The organism is Methylomonas koyamae (assembly GCF_019669905.1).
Classification (GTDB): Bacteria; Pseudomonadota; Gammaproteobacteria; order Methylococcales; family Methylomonadaceae; genus Methylomonas; species Methylomonas koyamae.
Window position 1 is genome coordinate 4,010,672 of sequence record NZ_AP019777.1, and the last position, 18,781, is coordinate 4,029,452.

The 18,781-nt window shown below is 58.7% G+C and carries 15 protein-coding genes; 6 read left to right on the forward strand and 9 right to left on the reverse strand.

Translation table 11 applies throughout. From position 1 onward, the window contains the following. Positions 1 to 24: 24 nt before the first annotated feature. The 3 genes from MKFW12EY_RS17955 to MKFW12EY_RS17965 form a co-directional block, all read right to left on the reverse strand. Positions 25 to 288, reverse strand: coding sequence for an RNA recognition motif domain-containing protein (locus MKFW12EY_RS17955; RefSeq protein WP_054759316.1), 264 nt, complete (start codon positions 286 to 288; stop codon positions 25 to 27). Positions 289 to 596: 308 nt separating this feature from the next. Further along, entirely contained in the window at positions 597 to 809 is a 213-nt protein-coding gene (locus MKFW12EY_RS17960; protein WP_064022702.1) for a cold-shock protein, read from the reverse strand. 402 nt (positions 810 to 1,211) lie between these two features. Beyond that, positions 1,212 to 3,296 carry a diguanylate cyclase gene (locus MKFW12EY_RS17965; RefSeq protein WP_221053509.1) on the reverse strand — a complete coding sequence of 695 codons (2,085 nt, stop codon included), beginning with the start codon at positions 3,294 to 3,296 and terminating at the stop codon, positions 1,212 to 1,214. Between the two features lie 150 nt (positions 3,297 to 3,446). Here MKFW12EY_RS17965 and MKFW12EY_RS17970 point away from each other — a divergent pair, with 150 nt between their 5' ends. Further along, positions 3,447 to 4,169, forward strand: a complete 723-nt coding sequence (locus MKFW12EY_RS17970; protein ID WP_054759306.1) for a glutathione S-transferase family protein — start codon at positions 3,447 to 3,449, stop codon at positions 4,167 to 4,169. Here the strand turns inward: MKFW12EY_RS17970 and MKFW12EY_RS17975 are convergent. Beyond that, positions 4,166 to 5,086 (reverse strand): LysR family transcriptional regulator, encoded by a 921-nt coding sequence (locus tag MKFW12EY_RS17975; protein WP_221053510.1) that lies wholly within the window; start codon positions 5,084 to 5,086, stop codon positions 4,166 to 4,168. The two genes, MKFW12EY_RS17970 and MKFW12EY_RS17975, sit on opposite strands and share 4 nt — an antisense overlap. 292 nt (positions 5,087 to 5,378) lie before the next feature. Here MKFW12EY_RS17975 and MKFW12EY_RS17980 point away from each other — a divergent pair, with 292 nt between their 5' ends. Together MKFW12EY_RS17980 and MKFW12EY_RS17985 are read left to right on the forward strand one after the other, a co-directional pair. Continuing rightward, entirely contained in the window at positions 5,379 to 5,861 is a 483-nt protein-coding gene (locus MKFW12EY_RS17980) for a tautomerase family protein (protein ID WP_054759305.1), read from the forward strand. A gap of 58 nt (positions 5,862 to 5,919) precedes the next feature. Continuing rightward, positions 5,920 to 7,326: an NAD-dependent succinate-semialdehyde dehydrogenase gene (locus MKFW12EY_RS17985; RefSeq protein WP_221053511.1), complete on the forward strand. Its 1,407-nt coding sequence runs from the start codon at positions 5,920 to 5,922 to the stop codon at positions 7,324 to 7,326. A 16-nt stretch (positions 7,327 to 7,342) separates the two neighbouring features. Here MKFW12EY_RS17985 and zwf read toward each other — a convergent pair whose 3' ends face one another. Then, positions 7,343 to 8,833 carry a glucose-6-phosphate dehydrogenase gene (gene zwf / locus MKFW12EY_RS17990; protein ID WP_054759303.1) on the reverse strand — a complete coding sequence of 497 codons (1,491 nt, stop codon included), beginning with the start codon at positions 8,831 to 8,833 and terminating at the stop codon, positions 7,343 to 7,345. Between the two features lie 167 nt (positions 8,834 to 9,000). Further along, the gene (locus MKFW12EY_RS17995; protein ID WP_054759301.1) at positions 9,001 to 9,576 is read right to left on the reverse strand and encodes a hypothetical protein; all 576 of its coding nucleotides are present in this window, start codon (positions 9,574 to 9,576) and stop codon (positions 9,001 to 9,003) included. Positions 9,577 to 9,971: 395 nt separating this feature from the next. Here MKFW12EY_RS17995 and MKFW12EY_RS18000 point away from each other — a divergent pair, with 395 nt between their 5' ends. Then, a complete protein-coding gene (locus tag MKFW12EY_RS18000; protein WP_221053512.1) occupies positions 9,972 to 10,577 on the forward strand; it encodes a glutathione S-transferase family protein in 606 nt (201 codons plus the stop codon). 45 nt (positions 10,578 to 10,622) lie between these two features. On the opposite strand, the gene MKFW12EY_RS18005 is transcribed toward MKFW12EY_RS18000, so the two are convergent. The 3 genes from MKFW12EY_RS18005 to MKFW12EY_RS18015 are packed head-to-tail and all read right to left on the reverse strand — an operon-like array spanning position 10,623 to position 15,387. Continuing rightward, positions 10,623 to 11,966 (reverse strand): Dyp-type peroxidase, encoded by a 1,344-nt coding sequence (locus tag MKFW12EY_RS18005; RefSeq protein WP_054759299.1) that lies wholly within the window; start codon positions 11,964 to 11,966, stop codon positions 10,623 to 10,625. Between the two features lie 11 nt (positions 11,967 to 11,977). Then, positions 11,978 to 13,300 carry a hypothetical protein gene (locus MKFW12EY_RS18010; protein WP_221053513.1) on the reverse strand — a complete coding sequence of 441 codons (1,323 nt, stop codon included), beginning with the start codon at positions 13,298 to 13,300 and terminating at the stop codon, positions 11,978 to 11,980. A 53-nt stretch (positions 13,301 to 13,353) separates the two neighbouring features. Further along, positions 13,354 to 15,387, reverse strand: coding sequence for a cytochrome P450 (locus MKFW12EY_RS18015; RefSeq protein WP_054759294.1), 2,034 nt, complete (start codon positions 15,385 to 15,387; stop codon positions 13,354 to 13,356). Between the two features lie 376 nt (positions 15,388 to 15,763). Here MKFW12EY_RS18015 and MKFW12EY_RS18020 point away from each other — a divergent pair, with 376 nt between their 5' ends. After that, entirely contained in the window at positions 15,764 to 17,362 is a 1,599-nt protein-coding gene (locus MKFW12EY_RS18020) for an alkaline phosphatase D family protein (RefSeq protein WP_221053514.1), read from the forward strand. Between the two features lie 80 nt (positions 17,363 to 17,442). Further along, on the forward strand, positions 17,443 to 18,681 hold the full coding sequence (locus MKFW12EY_RS18025; RefSeq protein WP_221053515.1) for a glycerophosphodiester phosphodiesterase: 1,239 nt from the start codon (positions 17,443 to 17,445) through the stop codon (positions 18,679 to 18,681). Positions 18,682 to 18,781: the final 100 nt, after the last annotated feature.

The following is an 18,781-nucleotide window of genomic DNA, read 5'->3' on the forward strand; positions in this document are numbered from 1 at the left end:
AGTCGGGTCCGGATATGGTCTCGGTTAACGGCGTCTACCCTGTTTGCCGCCGGCACTTTCAAAACCGACTCTGAGCATATTGCCGCCGAATTGGAAGCCACTCAGTTTGGCTATCGCCGCTCTGGCTTCATGGCCTTCCATACCGATGTAACCGAAGCCGCGGCACTTGCCGCTGAACATGTCGATCACGAGTTCGATGGAATGCACTCTGCCAAATTCGGAGAACAGAGCAGTGACAGTGGTTTCGGTCGCGTCGCTGGGCAAATTGCCGACAAATATTCTTTTCAAAATGTGTCCTGAGTTGAGGTGGGCGGTATGCGACTGCTGTTTCGAGCAGGGCGCTAACGGAAGAGAGGTTATTGAACTTTCCGGGCCTTGATCGGGCGCAGGAAAATCAGTGCGCTGGGGCAAACTGTTGGAAAACAATGGCCCTCTCAGCAGGGATACCTCAAAACTGCCGTTTTGCATGTTTGAGGTGGGGCCGGAACGGGAGCGATAACGCTTTGATTCGGTTGATTCGTGTTCCGTGCGTAACGGTTCGGCGTTTAACTACAGGTTGCCGAGTCAAGCGACTCGCAACCTGTAGAGCCAATCGATTAGATGACTTTTACGTTTTCAGCTTGCAGACCTTTAGGGCCGCGGCCGATGCTGAATTCGACTTTTTGGTTTTCTTCCAGGGTTTTGTAACCGCCGGAATTGATGATGTTTTTGAAGTGAACGAAAACGTCGGGGCCGGATTGTTGCTCGATAAAGCCGAAGCCTTTATCGGAGTTAAACCATTTTACGGTGCCAGTCGTGATTGTAGACATAAGTAAGTCCTTGAAAAAATTTAAAATATTGCCTATGAGGCAGGTGTAGCCGGTAAAATTGGAACTTACTTTATGAAATCAGAGCGAGTTGCGGCTTCGGCGGAAGCGGCATCGAAATGGTAATCAGCAGGGTAAATCTTAATTTTGGAGCTGGCAGGAGTATGGATGCCTAACCGGCGCGAGTCAAGCACTATTTTTTCCGTATGGCGATACCTCTGGCCGCGCCCGATACCACGCGCGCCCTGCCGGACACTTTCGCTTTGCCCGCCACACCGTAATCGGCATCGGCCGGGATCGGATTATAAGCCGGTATCGTCTCGACAATACCGGATTTGCGAGGCGACCGGGTTTAATCCGCCGCAATCAGCACGCGAGCTTGAAAGCGGATTAGAAACGCCGCCGCTATTCGCCGGCCGCGACGCAGACCCGGTTGCGCCCGCTGTGCTTGGCCCGGTACAGCGCCTGGTCGGCCCGATTCAGCAACGCATCGACACTGCCGTCGCCGGCGCTTAATGCGGCCGCGCCGATCGAAACGGTGAAACTCAGCGGCATAGCCCCATCGAGCGGCACCCTGGCCTTCCCAAGCGCCTCTTTCAACCGCTCCGCCGCGTCGATTGCGTTGCCTTTATCGGTCTGCGGCAGCAAAACTGCGAACTCCTCGCCGCCCAGGCGGCCGATGATGTCCGCTTCGCGCAAGGTTTCCCGGCATACGTCGGCCAATTTCTTCAGCACTGCGTCGCCGGCCTTGTGGCCGTGTATATCGTTGACCTGCTTGAAGAAATCGATGTCCATCATCAACATCGCCAGCGGATTGCGGTAGCGTAGCGCGCTGGCAAGCTCCTGTTCGGCCTGCTCCATGAAGTAACCGCGGCTGCTGACGCCGGTCAGATGGTCGGTACGCGCCTGCCGGGTAAGTTCCGCTTCCAGCCGCTTGCGCTCGGTAATGTCGGAATGGGTACCGCTCATCCTGATCGGCTTACCGGCCGCGTCGCGCTGCATGACCTTGGCTTGATCCAAAATCCAGCGAATGCTGCCGTCCTTATGCAGCATCCGGTATTCCAATTTATGCGCCGGCGAACGGCCTTCGATCACGTCCAGAATCGACTGCCAGGCTTGCTCCCGGTCGTCGGGATGGACGAAATCGGTCCATTGCTGCGTGGTATGTCGGATTTCGTCATGGCTGTATCCCAGCATTTCCGCCCACCGCGAATTGCGCAGCACCTCGCCGGTCCGGATATTCCAGTCCCAAAAACCCAATTCGGCACCTTCCAACACGAAGCGGAGCTGTTCCTCGTTGCGGCGCAAGGTGTCTTCGATGCCCTTGCGCTTGGTAACGTCGCGGATGATGCTCAGCGCGTGCCAGGAATTTTGCAGTTTGACCGCAGAAATCGACAGCTCGATCGGAAACTCGTCTCCGCCTTTTCTCAGCGACGAGGCCTGAATGGTTTTACCGATCATGATGCCCTGTCCGGTCTGCTCGAACTTTTGGTAACCGGCCCGGGCAAAATCGCGCATCGGCGCCGGCACGATCATTTCGTGCAGATTCCGGCCCAACGCTTCGGCTTCGCTGTATCCGAATAGCTGTTCCGCCGCCCGATTCCAATGCACTACTTCAGCATCTTTGCCGATGATAACGATGGCATCCTGGGCAGCCGAGCTGATCAGCCGAAATTTTTCCATGCTCTCGGCCAATTCCGCACTTTTGCTCTGCAACTCCTCAGTGCGCTGCCGGACCAGTTCTTCCAAATGGTCGCGGTGTAGCTGCAATTCGCCGGTAGCCTGTTGCAGTTTGCCGACGACACGATTGATATGTCTGACAAACGGCTGAAAGATCAAGCCGGCTTCCAACGCCAGCAAGGCCAACGTCAACAGCCACAACGCGGTTTCGGTAGTTTCGACCCGTCTGACATTTGCTTCACCCTCGGCTTGGTACTGTTTAACCATGGCGTCCAGAGCCGCCACCAGCGTGGTCGGTGCGGTACGGGTAATTTGAAGCAATAACGGATTGTCTGCGGTCAAAGCCTCGTCGCTCAGTTGCAGCAGTTGCCGAACCGCTTGGATATACGCCGCCACTTGGGCGTCCACTCCGCCGCCAGCGTCGAAATACATGGCATGCACCTTCGGCGAATGGCTGGCGGGCAAACCCATGGCAGGATCGCCGCGCGTCAAGCCCCGATGGGAACGCTCCATCAAATCGACCGCATCCTGCAGTTGGCTGCGGATGGCCGGCCGCCCTGGCGGCGGCGTCATCGCCAGTAAATTGGCAAACAATGCGGTGCGTTGGCTAAGCATGCGCTGGCGGCCGCTGACATTGACAATCGCGGCGGTACTTTGCTGCTCCGTAATAACCAGACGTAAGCTAATCCACGCCGCGGTGGACAGCGCGGCAACCAGCATTAATGCGACAGCGTAACGTCTGGTCAAGGCGCGGGCGATGGCGCAATTTTGCGCAAAGTGAACGTCGGTCAACAACTTGCGGTTTACCATCGAAAACTCTCTCCGCTGCTTTACTTGCCGCTGTAGCGAAATTAGAAATTCGCGGGGTTTCTATACCAACGCCGAACCCCGATAATGCCGAGTTTGCGGCAATCCGAGTTTACCCCTTTAACGGCTTGTTTGCTTAGCGGAGAAATACCGATGGTCACGTTGCATCAATTTCGAAGAGCTTGGCATATTCCGAACCCCAGCCAGTTTTGCGTCAAGCTGGAAACTTATCTGCGCATGGCCGAAATCGAGTACCGGATAGTGGAAACGCTGCCGCTTGCCGCACCGCTGGGCAAACTGCCCTACATAGAACACGACGGCCGCAAAATCGCCGATAGCCGGATCATTATCGGCTATCTGCAACAGCGTTTCAGCGACGGGCCGGACCAAACCCTCACCGCGCGACAAAAAGCCCAAGCCCTGGCTTGGCAACGCCTGCTGGAAGAGCATTTGTACTGGGTTTGCATGTATAGCCGCTGGCAGACCGGGCCGGAGAATTGGCGCATCAACAAGCAAGCGATTTTTCAGGGCCTACCGCCGCTGCTGGCCGATAGTGTCGCCAGCCTTTACCGACTGCGCATCAAAAGCCAGATTCGCGGCCACGGCATCGGCCGCTTGCCGGCCGCACAGGCATTCGAGTTGGGCCGGCAGGACGTAGCCGCGTTGGCCGTCGCACTGGCGGGCCAAGCCTACCTGCTCGGCGACCAACCCGCCGGCGTCGACGCTTCCGCCTACGGTATTTTGATTAACCTGCTGGCCTGCCCGGTTGCCTCGCCGGTCAAGGACTATGCGCTGGCGCAACCGGCCTTGACCGAATATTGCCGGCGCATGCAACTGCGCTATTTTCCGGAACTGGGTGAACCGCAATTCGGTTAAGCGCCCAGCTCGGCGCAAGCGGCGCGGATTTCGGAGCGCAGCCAAACATTGGCCGGCTCCTGGTCTTGCAACGGATGCCACACCATGACCGTGGCGTAATCCGGCAAATCCAGCGGCAACGGCACCCATTGCAGCGGCTGGCTTTGCGCGAGCTGTTCGGCGGTGCGCTTAGGGTAGGCCATGACCAGGTCGGTTTGCGCCACAATCAACGGCGCCGACAAAAAATGCGAAACCGTCAGCGCCACCCGCCGCTCCAGGCCGCGCTCGGCCAACCAGCTATCGACCTGGCCGCTACCCGCGCCGGTGCGGGACAGCAGGATGTGCGGCAAGCCGATGTATTGCTCCAGGGTCAAGTCTGGATTCACGACCGGATGGCCGATCCGCGCCACGCACACCATGCAGTCGTCGAATAAGGTCTGGCAATGCAGATACTTGGGCGGGTTTAGCATCACTTCGAAACCCAAAACCAGATCGATTTCGCCCTGCTCCAGCGCTTCGAGCGGAAATCGGCTGCTGGTGCGTTTGAAATGGATGTTCACCCCCGGCGCCTGGCGGGCGATGCGCGGCGCCAGTTTCGGCAATAGCAAGGCTTCGACGTAATCGGTGGCGGCGATTGTAAACGAGCGCCGGCTGCCGGCCGGATCGAACGGGGCCGGCGCCTTGATCAAGCCTTCCACCTCCTTCAGCACCGCCGCTACCGGCTCGACCAGTGCCAAGGCCCTGGCGGTCGGGACCATGCCGGCCGGGGTCTTCACCAGCAACGGATCTTCCAACTGCTGGCGCAAGCGCTGCAGCACATGGCTCATCGCCGATTGGCTGATGAACATCCGCTCCGCCGCCCGCGACACGCTGCGTTCTCGCATCAGCCAATCGAAAGCGACCAGTAAATTCAAATCGAAGCTTCGTAAATCGGCCATGGCTGGATTCCCACAAAGTTTTAGCGCCGCATGTTAGCGAACACGCTTCGAAAACCGGCATCGAAAATATTCATCCGCACATGAAAATTCGCCATTTTACCCACGGCTGCCGCCGGCCTAGAGTAAGCCCCGACGCCGCCGTTGGGCTCATATTCCTCCCAAGGGGTTCGCAAAACCCGAGCACACGGCGCGTCACCCGAGTTCGGCTCGCTGCCGGCGCCAGGCGGCCGGATTCGGATTTTAACGGCCTCAAACCGGCCGGTCCCTATACTTCAAATTCAGGAGAATCACCATGCCTTTGTGGAAAGTCTACCATCCGACCGGCGCCTTCAGCGCCGAAGACAAACAAGAACTGGCAGAACGCATCACCGGCATATATGCCGGCGTGCCGATACCCAAGTTTTACGTCGTGATCCTGTTCGAGGAGATTGATAAGGGTAACTGCTTCGTCGGCGGCAAGCCGCATAACAAATTCGTCCGCTTCAAGGTGGACCAGATCGCCAGGACCATTCCCGGAGCTATCCTACGAGAGTGGTGGATCCGCACGCTGGATGCCGTGGTCGCGCCATACGTCAAGGAACGTGGCTACGACTGGGAAATATCTATCGATGAAACGCCGTTCGACTTGTGGTCGTTGCAGGGCGAATTACCGCCGCCGTTCGAATCGGTCGCCGAAAAACGCTGGGTGGCGGAAAACCAGGCCAGCCCGTACACGCTGCAGGAAAAGCTGCCGGTTAACCTGATGCTGACGCCGGGCGTGACCGACCGTTCCTAAACCACGCGGCCGGCCCCGTACGGGCCGGCCTTTCGCCGTTTTCACCCAGGATCCGCCCATGACTTACCAATCCATCAACCCCGCCAGCGGCGAACTGATCGCCTCCTTTCCCGAAGTCTCCGATACCGAACTGGAGCGCGCCATCGCCGACGCAGACCGTACTTACCGAAGCGAATGGCGCCGCCGCTCGGTCGGCGAACGCGCCGGCATCGTCGCCAAAGCAGCCACGCTGCTGCGGGCACGCAAAACCGAATACGCACAATATTTGACGCTGGAAATGGGCAAACTGATCGGGGAAGCTGAAACCGAAGTCGAGCTTGCCGCCTCGATCCTGGATTATTACGCCGACAATGCCGCGACCTTTCTAAAACCCAAAACCTTGCCGAATGCGCCGAATGCCCAAGTGTCGATCGAGCCGATCGGCACGATTCTGGGCATAGCGCCGTGGAACTTCCCGTATTACCAGGTAGTTCGCGTAGCCGGGCCGCAGTTGATGGCCGGCAACGTACTGTTGCTGAAGCACGCCGAAAACGTGCCGCAAGCGGCGCTGGCCTTGGCGCAGTTGTTCGCGGACGCCGGCGCGCCGAATGGCGTATACACCAATCTGTTTGCCGGTATCGAGCAAATCGGCCGAGCCATTGCCGACCCGCGCATTCGCGGCGTCACGATCACCGGCAGCGAACGCGCCGGAGCGGCTGTGGCCGAACGCGCCGGCCGGGCATTAAAAAAAGTCGTCGCGGAAATGGGCGGCAGCGATCCGCTGATCGTGCTGGAAGACGCGCCGCTGACAGCGGCGCTGGACGGTGCGGTATTCGGCAGGATGTTCAACAACGGTCAATGCTGCGTCGGCTCGAAGCTGATTATCGTGGTCGGCCGCCAGCGCGCCGCGGCTTTTCTGGACGGATTCGTCGAGCGGTTAGCGGCGCTTCGGGCCGGCAATCCTATGAATCCGCAAACGACGCTGGCACCCGTGGCGTCGGAAACAGCCTTGAACCGGTTGCTGGATCAAATCGGCCAAGCCCGGCAAGCCGGCGCGCACATTGCGCTGGGCGGCAAACGCCTCGCCCGGCCCGGTTACTTTCTGCAACCGACCGTGATTACGGACATAGACGAACGCAATCCGGCGTTTAACCAGGAACTGTTCGGGCCGGTCGCAGCGTTCCACGCGGTCGACAACGCCGAACAGGCGATTGCATTAGCTAACGCCACGCCCTACGGCCTCGGCGCCTCGGTATTCACGGCCGACATCGAACGCGGCCGCACGCTTGCCGCGCAAATCGACTGCGGCATGGTATTCGTCAACCAACCGGTCTGGAGCGCACCGGAACTGCCGTTCGGCGGCATCAAAAACTCCGGCTTCGGCCGCGAATTGGCCGAGCGCGGTTTCTATGAGTTCGTCAACGAGAAACTGGTCAACTTAGCGCCGGCGGGCGCCGGCTTTTGGGGACCGGTGGCATTGGAATGATGTTTTGCCGGCAGGTCTACGGATGGCACTCCGGCAGCAGAGAACTGCGCCAATATTGGTCTTCCTTCTCGAACAGGCGCCGGCTTTCCTCCGGCCCCCAGGAACCGGCCGGATAGGTGGGGATATAGTCGCGTTCGATCGCCCAGTTTTGCAGGATGGGATCGACGATGCGCCAAGCGTATTCCACTTCGTCGAAGCGCAGGAATAGCGAGCGGTCGCCTTTCATGACGTCCAGCAGCAAGTCTTCGTAAGCGTCGACCCGACGCTCGTCAGGCTGGCGGAAGCTGGCATCCAGACTGGTGGTGCGGGTACGCATCTCCAGACCGGCTTCCTTGACCGTCATTTCCATCCGGATGCATTCGTCGGGCTGGATACCCATCAGCACCCAGTTCGGCGTCATGCAGTGCACCTGGGTGTCGCGGAAAAATTGCAGCGGCGGATGGCGGAAACAAATCGAAATCGACGACTGGCCCTTGGCCATGCGCTTGCCGGTGCGCAGATAAAACGGCACGCCGCGCCAGCGCCAGTTGTCGATCAGCAATTTCACCGCGGCATAGGTCTCGGTGGTGCTTTCGGCCGGGATATTGGGTTCTTCCAAGTAGGCCGGGACTTTGTGGCCGCCGATGCTGCCCTTGCCATATTGGCCGCGGAAAGCGTGGGCGTGTACGGCCGACTTCGGAATCGGCCGGATCGATTTCAGGACTTTGACTTTTTCGTCGCGCAGCGATTCGGCGTCCATCGATACCGGCGGCTCCATCGCCACCAGGGTCAATAGTTGCAGCAGGTGGCTTTGCACCATGTCGCGCAAGGCGCCGGCGCTGTCGTAATATTCGCCGCGGCTGCCGATACCCAGTTCTTCGGCGTGGGTGATTTGCACGTGGTCGATGTAATTGCGGTTCCACAACGGTTCCAGCATGACGTTGGCAAAACGGAACACCAACACGTTCTGCACCATGCCCTTGCCCAGGTAGTGGTCAATCCGGTAAATCTGGTCCTCGCTTAAATAGCGGCTCAGACGTTTTTGCAGCGCTTGCGCGCTCTCCAAATCGTAACCGAACGGCTTTTCGATCACGACCCGGCGCCAGCCGTATTCTTCGTTGAGCAGGCCGACGCCGCTCAGGGACTCGATCACGTTACCGAAATCACCGGGGCCTATCGCCAGATAAAACGCGACATTGCGCGAAAAATGCGGCCGGTTGCCGAGGGTTTCGGCCAGCGTCCGGTAGCATTCGGCCTGGTCCAGATCGCCGCGATGGTAATCCAGGCGCTCGGCGAAGCGGGCGAACTCGGCTTCGTCCAGCGGCGTTTTCGATTGCTCCTGCAACAGGTTTTTCACTTCCGCCAACCAAGTCGCCCTGTCCCAGGGCCGGCGGCCGACCGCCACAATCCGGGTGTCGTCCGGCAGTTTTTTCTCCAGTTGCAAATGGTAAAACCCAGGCATCAATTTCAGCCGCGCCAGATTGCCGGTGGCGCCGAAGATCACATAGGTGCAGGGATCTGTATTCATAGCTTTGACTCCTTGCCGAAACGGCGCTGCTTAAAACTGTTGCCGGCAGTTTGCATGATTTCCGCGCCGGAGTCGAATCCCGAGCGTTTTACTTGGGAATGCCCACCGCTCCGGCACCGCGATTGCCGCCAAATTCGGCCGTCGCGAACGCCGGCGGCAAATCGAGATTACCTTGCCAAGTATTTTTGCAGCTTGGCCGCGACCGGTGGGGCCGGTAACGGCGGCGGCATGTATTTCTGAATCTTGCTATCGCACGGCATCGCAGGCAAAGGCGGCGGGGGCGGCGTCGGCGAAGCGAAGCTACGCTGCCCGCCGTGTCCGGGCGGCTTCGGAATCAACCCGGCTCGGCTGAGTTCGCCGTTTTTCACGAAAATCTCCAGATCATCGGCCGCGTTTTTACCGAGCACGACCATAATCGAATTACAGCCGCTATAGCCGACTTTTATTTGCAAAAAAGGATTCGTCAGCATCTCGTTCAATTTTGCATAACTGACTTTTACGAACGGTTCCTTGGCTCGATTTGTCGTGAGAAATTTGGATAAATATCCGAAGACGTCACTCTCCGGCGAATCGCGCACATCCAAAGCCAATTCGGCGACTTCCGGCCGCAGGTCGATGTAGTCGTCGGCCAACTGCGACAAAAAAATTCGCAGCGATTCCAGTACGTGCTTCACGTCCGGTCCGTCGGTGGCCAAGGAAAATAACGCTTGCACGTTGTTGTGCGGATAACTGTATGTTGGCATTGCAAAACCCTCGTAGTAAATAGCGATAGCGCCGGATGCGCCGTTACGGGGCGGACGCCGACGCGTGCCGAATCGGCCACCGCATCGCGCGGCCTTAATCCACCCTGAACTCAAGCAATTCAATTTGCGAGCCAACGGCTGCGCTTCCGCCGAAAAAAACTAACCCTTTGTAAGTTACAGGTTTTTTTCATGGCCGCCCGCCTCGGCACAGCAACTTAGAAGTAAATCCGGCGCCGACAGCGGACGGTATTTAGTAGGCGGCACGAAATAGCGTCCGTTTCTACGCCTACGCGGCATAAGCCAACCAGCGAGCCTGAACCCGTACCACCCCGAACCCGGCGCCGCGGGGAACCGGCCAATCGTTTACAATCGCTCGACAACCGATAGGAACCGACATGATGAAACTGTACGACATGGAGTTATCCGGCAATTGCTACAAAATCCGCCTGCTGTGCGGCTTGCTGGGTATCGATTACGAACGGGTACCGGTCGATCTGATGCAAGGCCAGCATAAATCCGAGGATTTCCTGCGCCTGAATCCGCGCGGCCAGATCCCGGTGTTGGAGGACGCCGGCGTACTAATCTGGGATTCTTCGGCGATTTTGCTGTATCTGGCGCGACAATACGGCGGCGAACAATGGCTGCCGTTGGCGGCCAAACCGATGGCGGAGGTGATGCAGTGGCTTAGTCTGGCGCAAAACGAACTGCTATACGGCTTGGCTCGAGCGCGGGCCGCGAAAAAATTCAACCGGCCCTGGGATGTCGAGCAATGCCAGCAACACGGCAGACTGGGCTTGCAAGTGCTGGAACGGCAATTGGCGACTAACGCCTGGCTGGCCGGCAGCCAGCCGACCATTGCCGATATCGCTTGTTATCCTTACGTGGCCTTGGCGCCGGAGGGCGGTGTGGCATTGGCCGAGTTCCCGGCCGTGCTGGCCTGGATGCAGCGTATCCGGGAATTGCCCGGATACGTCGCCATGCCGGGAATCGGCGCAGATTAGCGGCTTGCAGGCGGAAGCGGTATCCGCTGCCGCCTGCGGCAATGGCTAGGACGCGGCCAACATGCCCAGCGCCGTCAAGCTGGGCAGGAAGAAATAAGCCCCGCCGCGGGTCGTGACGAACTGTTGGAAGCCGCACACGCGGCGGCGTAACGGTTCGTCCTGGATCGTAAACTTGCGGTCGGTTTCCAGTGCGCTGCCGATCAACGGATCGTCTTCGTCGTACAAACCGGCGAATTTGAGGTTATTGATCCAGGTGTGTTGCACGAATTCGAATTGGCGTTCGATATTGGCGTTCAGGCAGATGAACAGCAGACCGCGTTCGTCCTTGCCGGTGTCCTGGCTCGGATCTTCGAGGAAGCGGCCGTAGCTACGGCCGCGGCGCAAGATACGGTGGCGATTGGCGACTTTCAGCGATTCGGCCTCGTTTTCGCCTAAACCGACCCCGCGCGGATTGGCGCGACGAATGTGCGAGCCGAACGGGCAGCCGGTACCGTCCTTGTCGTTGGCAAAAGTAAAACTGTTGTTGATTTTATCGGGGTCGGTCTTCTCCCCCGGCGCCACCACCGCCCCGCTTTTCCAGCGGCCGACAAACTTGGCCGCCAGATATTCCGGATCGATACCCTGCCTTTTCGCTTCGTCGTTAATGAACTGCCAGAATTCGCCGACGTTTTGTTTAAGCTGGCGAAACACCAGGTAAGTGCCGTTGGCGCCGAACTGCTCGCTGACCGGCATTTGGGTCTTCTTGCCGTCGTACTGGTTCGGGTAACCCAATAAAAACTCCCCGGTCGCGATTTCGCCGGCGCCGGTCACGGTCGGAAAGCCGTCCACCACCGGATCGGAAATGCCGTCGGCAAAGCCGAAATGCTCGCGGACGAAACCGTGCTGGTTTTGTACCTTGGCGCCGGCATCCAGCCGGTCGATTTTGCTTAAGCCGGCCGCTTTGAAGCCTTTTTCGAAACTGCTGCAACTGGCGGCGTGAATCGCGTCGTCCTTGGAAAACAGAATCAGCAGAATGTCGACTTCCTTATTGCCGTTGCCCCAGTTCCATTTGCCCGGATCGTTGGGGCCGCGGTCGCCGAGCAAGGCCGAGCGGTGTTCGGAATTCATCCCTTCGCGAAACGACAGTTCGAAACTGTAACGCTTGGCTGCGTCCGCCTCCAGTTTGCAATAGCCGGGATAGCTGATCGCCAAGTTCAGGCGGTTTTCGGTGGTGTCGTCCGGCTTTTCGGCGCCGTGGCTGATTCGGCCACTGTCGACCAGATTTTTCAACCAGGCTTTGGTTTTGCCGGCGTCTTCGATGCGGAGCAGATAATAACTGGCATTGGCCATGTATTTGTTGTAGCCGCTGAATACGATGCCTTGCACTTCGTCTAGTTTTATCGTTGTCATGGTTCAGATCCTTATAAGCATTTCAGCCAGGCGGCCAGATCGGTGGTGGAGAACAGGCCGGCATGGATGCGGCGGTTGTTTTCGATGTTTTTCACCGACAGATCGGTATAGGCGCTGTACCAGACCAATTCCGGCAACTGGCTGTTACGGGCGAAGTTTTTGAAACGCTGCTCGTCGCGGGAACCGCCGCGCAACGCCAACCACTGCGTATCCGGAAAACCTCTGTCCTTGGCTTGCTGGGTGTTGCTCCAGACCGCGGTCAAACCGACGCTGGCGTGGTCGATGAATTCGCCCAGGTAGTTTTCCCAACTGCCGTCGTAGTTGCTCATGAACAGCAGACGCCGGCGGCCGCCGGCATTGCCGGGCAGGATCACCCAACGGGCAAAATGGATCGTGACGATGCCGCTCAAATTGCCTTTGGTCGCCACCAGTTTGGCGACCAGATTGATGCCGGCCAACACCACTTTCAACGTGTAAAACCGGAAATTGCCGGGCTTGATTTCGATGACGCTGGTCAAATGGTTTTGCAATTGGCGGTCTTCCACGCGCTGAATCGCCTGCATTTGCTCGGACACCACCCAAGGCTTGTCGTCCTGCTTGTCGCGCATTTCGTGCCAGCGCAGTACGACGCCGAACGCCACCGCACCCAGCACGGCCAGCGTCGCCAGAAACTCGGTAAACGGCCCGAACCAGCCGAAAAAACCGCCGACCAAAACGATGCCTACCAACGCCAACAGCGCATTGAATAACTTGTCGCCGTACAGCGTCAAAAACGGTTGCGCCGCGATCTTGGGAATGCCGGCCGGATACACCGTCTGCAAATGCTGCACCACCGCGGCCTGGATCTGCGCTTCAGTCTGGCCGACCAATTCGCTGCGCTTGTCGTCGATGAATTTTTCGATATGGCCGCGGATTTCCCGCTGCCGGTAAATCGTATTGCGGTTCTGGCCGGGATGGGCGACGTAGAACGCATTGGCGCCCTGGTCGTTAGCCAGCAGGTAAGCCGCCAACTGGCCGGCGTCGCTGCCCGGATAACCGACGCAGCAGCTATAGACTTTGTTGACGAAATCAGGATTCCTCTCAATCAATTCGTTGACGAAATCTTTAACTTCGCCGTCGATATTGGCCTCGAACGCCAGCAAGGCCGGCGCCGGCGAACTGCCCGGCGAGGGATGGTCGCCGGGTATGACGAAGAAGGTGCAGTAATGCAGATGGTCGTAGGCGGCAAAAGATATCTCCTGGCTCTTCTTATTCTTGATATCCAGCCCGATCGGTTCTAGATAGGTTTTCAGCACCTCCAGCTTGTCCGGCAAAATTTCCGTGATAACGGTCATCGGATTCTGTTGCATAGCAAAGTCCTCTTGAAATTATTATGGTCTGGTAGAAATTACCGATCGAACGCCAGCACGAATTGATCGGGGAACGGGCCGTCGTACAGCAGGCAACCGCATTTCCTGAGATTGTTCAATCTCAGCAAACTGCCTACGATCAACGGAATCTGGATCCGGTTGACGTACTCGCCGAAACAGCGGTGCATGCCGTCGCCGAAATGCAGGTATCGGTCCAACGGCCGGTCGTCGCGGACGCTGAACGGTTCCGGCCAGGCGCTTTCGTCGAACATCGCCGACGCGGTGAAGGCGAATACTTCGCTGCCTGGCGGAATTTTCACGCCGGCGATTTCCGCGCCGCTTTTGCAATGCCGCCGCATCGCTGCCGCCATCGTGTTGAAGCGGAACACGTCGAAACACAGGTGCAGCAGCTTGTCTTCGTCGTCGACCGCTTGCTTGGCCCGCGCCAACACGTCCGGCTTGGCCAGGAATTGTTCGACGATCAGGGTACTGGCCATCGAGGTGGTGTCCAAGGCACCGACGATCAGACCGGAGATATTGCGGCGGATGCCGTCGTCGTCCAGATCGTGCTGGCCGTCCAGTCCCATTTTGATCAGGCGCGACAGGAAGTCTTCGAAAACTTCGCCGTTTTGCAGGCGCTGCCGGCGTTCGGCGATCAGATTCAACAGATACGGCCCCATTTCCCGGAAGGATTGCTCGGCGGTTTGCTGAATCCCGCGGTTATTGGCCAAATTCAAAAACAGGTCGTGAAACAGCGAGCGCATCCAGCGCATCATCGTCACTTCATCGGGGCCAGGCACGCCCAGATAATCTTCGATAAAGCGCCGCGCCGCTGGCCGCGCCAGTTGCGACACCATATCGATCCGGCCCACCGGCAATGCGGCTTGCACCAATTCGTCGCAGTGGTGGCGGACGATGCGCCGGATCAGATCGGCTTCGTTGGGCTGGATCACCCGCCGCAATGCGCCCTGCTCGCGGCTGTATTGCTCGGAGCGGTCCATGCCCAGAAAGAACGGCCCGTTCAAACGCTGCATGTTGGGCGCGTTGATTTCGGCGATGGTGAATTCGGTATCGCGCGCCAGCGTCTCGCGCACGTCGGCGTCGCGGGTGACGATACCGAACTTGCCCAGCACCAGCACCGGCTTATGCTTGCGCAGCAAACCGAACAGCGGCCGCTGTACCTTGGCGCCGGTCAATTGGGCGATGCCGCGCGCCAAGTAGTAAGACGCCAGATTCTGCGGCGTGGTCGAAGTCGGATGGTGATCCAGCTCTGCTTGGCGCGGAGGCCGGTGTTCGCGGTACATTTTCAGCGCCAGCTCGCCGCTGCGGCTGGCACGTAGCTGCCGGCAAAATGCCTGGTATTCTTGAGGCAAACTGTCTAAGGCCGGAAATTCGCCGCCGTATTGGTCCGGAAAAATCACCGGCGCCGCAAGTGCCGCCAGCGCATAATCGGCGATACCGGGTTGCGCCCCGCTCAGATACGCCCGACCGTCGTTTAACAAGGCGTCGATTTCGCCGAACAGCGCTTCGATTTTGGCGCGGTTGGGTTGGACGTAATCGGCGCCGACCGGCAGATTTTTCTGCATCGCCGTGCGGATATACGGATAGGCCTTTTCCAGAATGACCTGTTGCCAACTCGCAATGCCGCGCCGCCAGGCCGGCAGCAAAATCTCCGGGTGCGGCAGTAGCATCGAATAGGCATAGTCGCGGGTCGCCAGACCCAGCGCATCGAGTTTACCCAGCAATTCGCCGGTGGTTTGCCGCTCCGCGGCGCCGGCCGGAAACAGGCGGCGTTCGGCCGGCAAGCGGGCATCGATGTATTCGACGATGTCGCGCCAGTTATCCAGCGTCGCCTCGCTGCTGACGAATACCGGCATGGCCTGGCCGCCGCCACCGGCCAACCGGAACGGCAGCAAATGCAATACCGGCGCGCTGCCTTGTTCGCGGTAAGCTACGCCGCCGGTTTCCAAGACCCAGCGCACCAGCTCGCAAATGTGGGATGTCGGAATCGTCAGCAGCCGATTCGGTTTTTTGGAACGGGCTCCGCGCCGCGTGTCTCCGGGTTTAATCATGTTTCCTACCTCTTGCTTTTATAGTTATTGTGTCGCTTTCCCTGCCGGGCGGCGTATCTCCGCCGCAGCCTGAGACGGCCGCTATCCGCAATTTAGCGCGAACTGCCTATAGCCGCCGATTCAAGAGCGCAATAATAGACCAATCGTAACTATTTGATATAGAAAGCGAAAGAAAAATGAAGCCTAGCAACATCCATGCCGAAATGAGATTTGCATCACAAAAACCATCGGCTTCGAGCAACAGACTTATCTAACGCTCAAAGACTTGCTCTCGGCTCGCGCAATTGCAATCTTCCTGTAACCGGACCTTAACCGTCCTGTCATTGTGCCGTTCCTATAATCCCCGGCTCATCAAACCGCCTTGGGAGCCCACCTCATGCAACACTTCCGTAAATTTCGCAGTAAACCGTTGGTTTTGGCCTTGAGTCTGGCCGGCTTGTCGGCCTTGCTGCCGGTCCACGCCGAAACCGGCGACGCGCCGCAGATCGAACAAGGCATCCAGATCGGCGACTTGGCGCCGGGCCGGGCGATCATTTGGAGCCGTGCCGACCGCCCGGCGCGGATGTTCGTCGAATACGCCTACAATCCAAGCTTCGCCGACTCGGTGTTGATCCGCGGCCCGTACGCGATGGCCGAGTCCGATTTCACCGCCCGCCAGGATTTGACCGACCTGGACGACGGCAAGGATGTTTACGTCAGAGTCTGGTTCGAAGACCTGACCAACGCTCGCAATAAAAGCGCAGTCGTCAATGGCAAATTCCATACGCTGGGCAAACGCGACAACATCCGTTTTGTTTGGGGTGGCGACATCGCCGGCCAAGGCTGGGGCATCAACGAAAGTTTCGGCGGCATGAAAATCTACGAAGCAATGCGCCAGGTCCATCCGCAATTCTTCATCGAGAGCGGCGACAGCGTCTATTCCGACGGCCCGATCAAAGACAGCGTGGTTGCCGAAAACGGCCAGGTCTGGACCAACTTAGTGACGCCGGAAGTCAGCAAAGTCGCCGAGACGCTGAACGAATTCCGCGGCCGCTACAAATACAACCTGCTGGACGCCAACGTGCGCCGTTTTAACGCCGAAGTCCCGCAAATCTGGCAGTGGGACGACCACGAGGTGGTCAACAACTGGTCCGACGCCAAAGACTTGAGCGCCGACGGCCGTTACACCGAGAAAAACATCCCGACCCTGATCGCCCGCGCCACCCGCGCCTTCCAGGAATACGCACCAATACGGCCGCATACCGCCGAGGAACCGGAACGGATCTACCGCAAATTGTCTTACGGCAAATTGCTGGACGTGTTTGTCATCGATATGCGCAGCTACCGCGGCCCCAACACCGCCAACCTGCAAACCGAGGAAAGCCTGGACACCGCCTTTCTGGGCGAAGAGCAATTGGCCTGGCTGCAACAGGAATTGGAACGCTCCGATGCGACCTGGAAAGTCATTTCCGCCGACATGCCGATTGGTTTGAACATCGGCGACGGCCAATTGGCGGACGGCACGCCACGCTGGGAAGCGATCGCCAACGGCAATCACGGCCCGGCCGCCGGTCGCGAGTTGGAAATCGCCCGTTTGTTGAAATTCATCAAGGATGAGCGCATCAAAAACATCGTCTGGCTGACCGCCGACGTGCATTACGCCGCCGCGCATTTCTACGATCCGGCCAAAGCCGCCAGCAAAGACTTCCTGCCGTTTTGGGAATTCGTTTCCGGCCCGTTGAACGCCGGCTCGTTCGGGCCCAACAGTACCGACGGCACTTTCGGTCCGCAAGTGGTGTTCAGCAAGGCACCGCCGGCCGGCCAGGCCAACCTGTCGCCTTATACCGGGCTGCAATTCTTCGGCCAAGTCGACATCGACCAGCGTAGCCGGGCCATGACAGTGCAACTGAAAGACCTGAACGGCGCGGTAGTGTTCAGCAAAACCTTGCCGGCGCAAACCGGCCGAGACCGCAAAAACGAGTGGGGCCGCGACTAATTGATGTCGGGGCCGGACGGCGTGCCGTTCGGCTACTTTCGGTTTCAACGCAGCAACCGGATTAATTTAAGGAACAAACCATGCCAAAATCTTACGTATTTCATCTATTACCGCTGGCCTTAGCCGCCAGCTTTGCCATGCCAGCACTTGCCGACGCCGATTTCAAACGCCACCACCCGCCGCGCACGCAGGTGCCGCTGGTGATCGGCCATCGCGGCGCGTCAGGTTATTTGCCGGAACACACCCTGGAAGGCTACGCCAAAGCCATCGAGTTAGGTGCCGACTTCATCGAACCGGATTTGGTATTGACTAAGGACGGCAAAATGATCGCCCGCCACGAGCCGATGATAGGCGCGACCACCGACGTCGCCAGCCATCCCGAATTTGCCGACCGCAAGAGCAAACGCCTGTTGGACGGCGTCGAAGTCGAGGACTGGTTCGCCAACGACTTTACCCTGGCCGAAATCAAAACGCTGCGCGCCGTGCAACCGCGCGCCAACCGGCCACAGGAATTCAACGGCCTGTACCAGATTCCGACGCTGGACGAAGTGATCGCCCTGGCTAAGAGCCAGTCGCGCCTGAGCGGCCGCACGATAGGCATTTATCCGGAAATCAAGCATTCCACCTACCACGCCGATCTGCGTAATGCCAACGGCCGGCGCCAATTCGGCCGCCATTATTTCGAAAACCGGCTATTGGCAAAATTGCACGCCGAATACGGCAACAGCGAATGCGCGCCGGTGTTTATCCAATCCTTCGAAGTCGGTAATCTGCAATACCTGAGCAAGAAAACCGACATCAATCTGGTGCAATTGATCGACGCCGACGACGTCAACGCCGACGGCTCGATCTCGTTGGTGCCGCCTTACAAACAACCTTACGACTTCGTCAAAGCGGGCGATACCCGCACCTTTGCCGACCTGTTGACCGCGGACGGTCTGGATTTTGTGGCGTCCTACGCCGACGCGATCGGGCCATGGAAACCGTATCTGGTTAAAACCGTGGCCGACAACATCGACCGTAATGGCGACGGCGCGATCACCATCAACGACCGCCGCGTCGACGGCAGCACCGGCGTGTTGGAACTGGCTCACGCCAAGGGTTTGAAAGTCCATACCTGGACCTTCCGCAACGACGCCAGCGGCTACGGCTTCGCCGACCCGCAAGCGGAAATGACTTATTACTACGACTTGGGCTTGGACGGTTTGTTTACCGACTTCGCCGACACCGGCGTCGCCGCGCGGGATGCATCGACCAATACCGGCAGCAATATCGAAGCTTGCGGCCGCCATGGCCGGCACAATCGCCAACACCGTTGATTTCGTAAGCGCCTCCGGCACGCGGTGGCCGGAGGTGCGTTTTCGCCCTTCCGCCATCGCTCTCGTTCCGAACCGTTCTGGCAAAACCGAACCGGGGCAG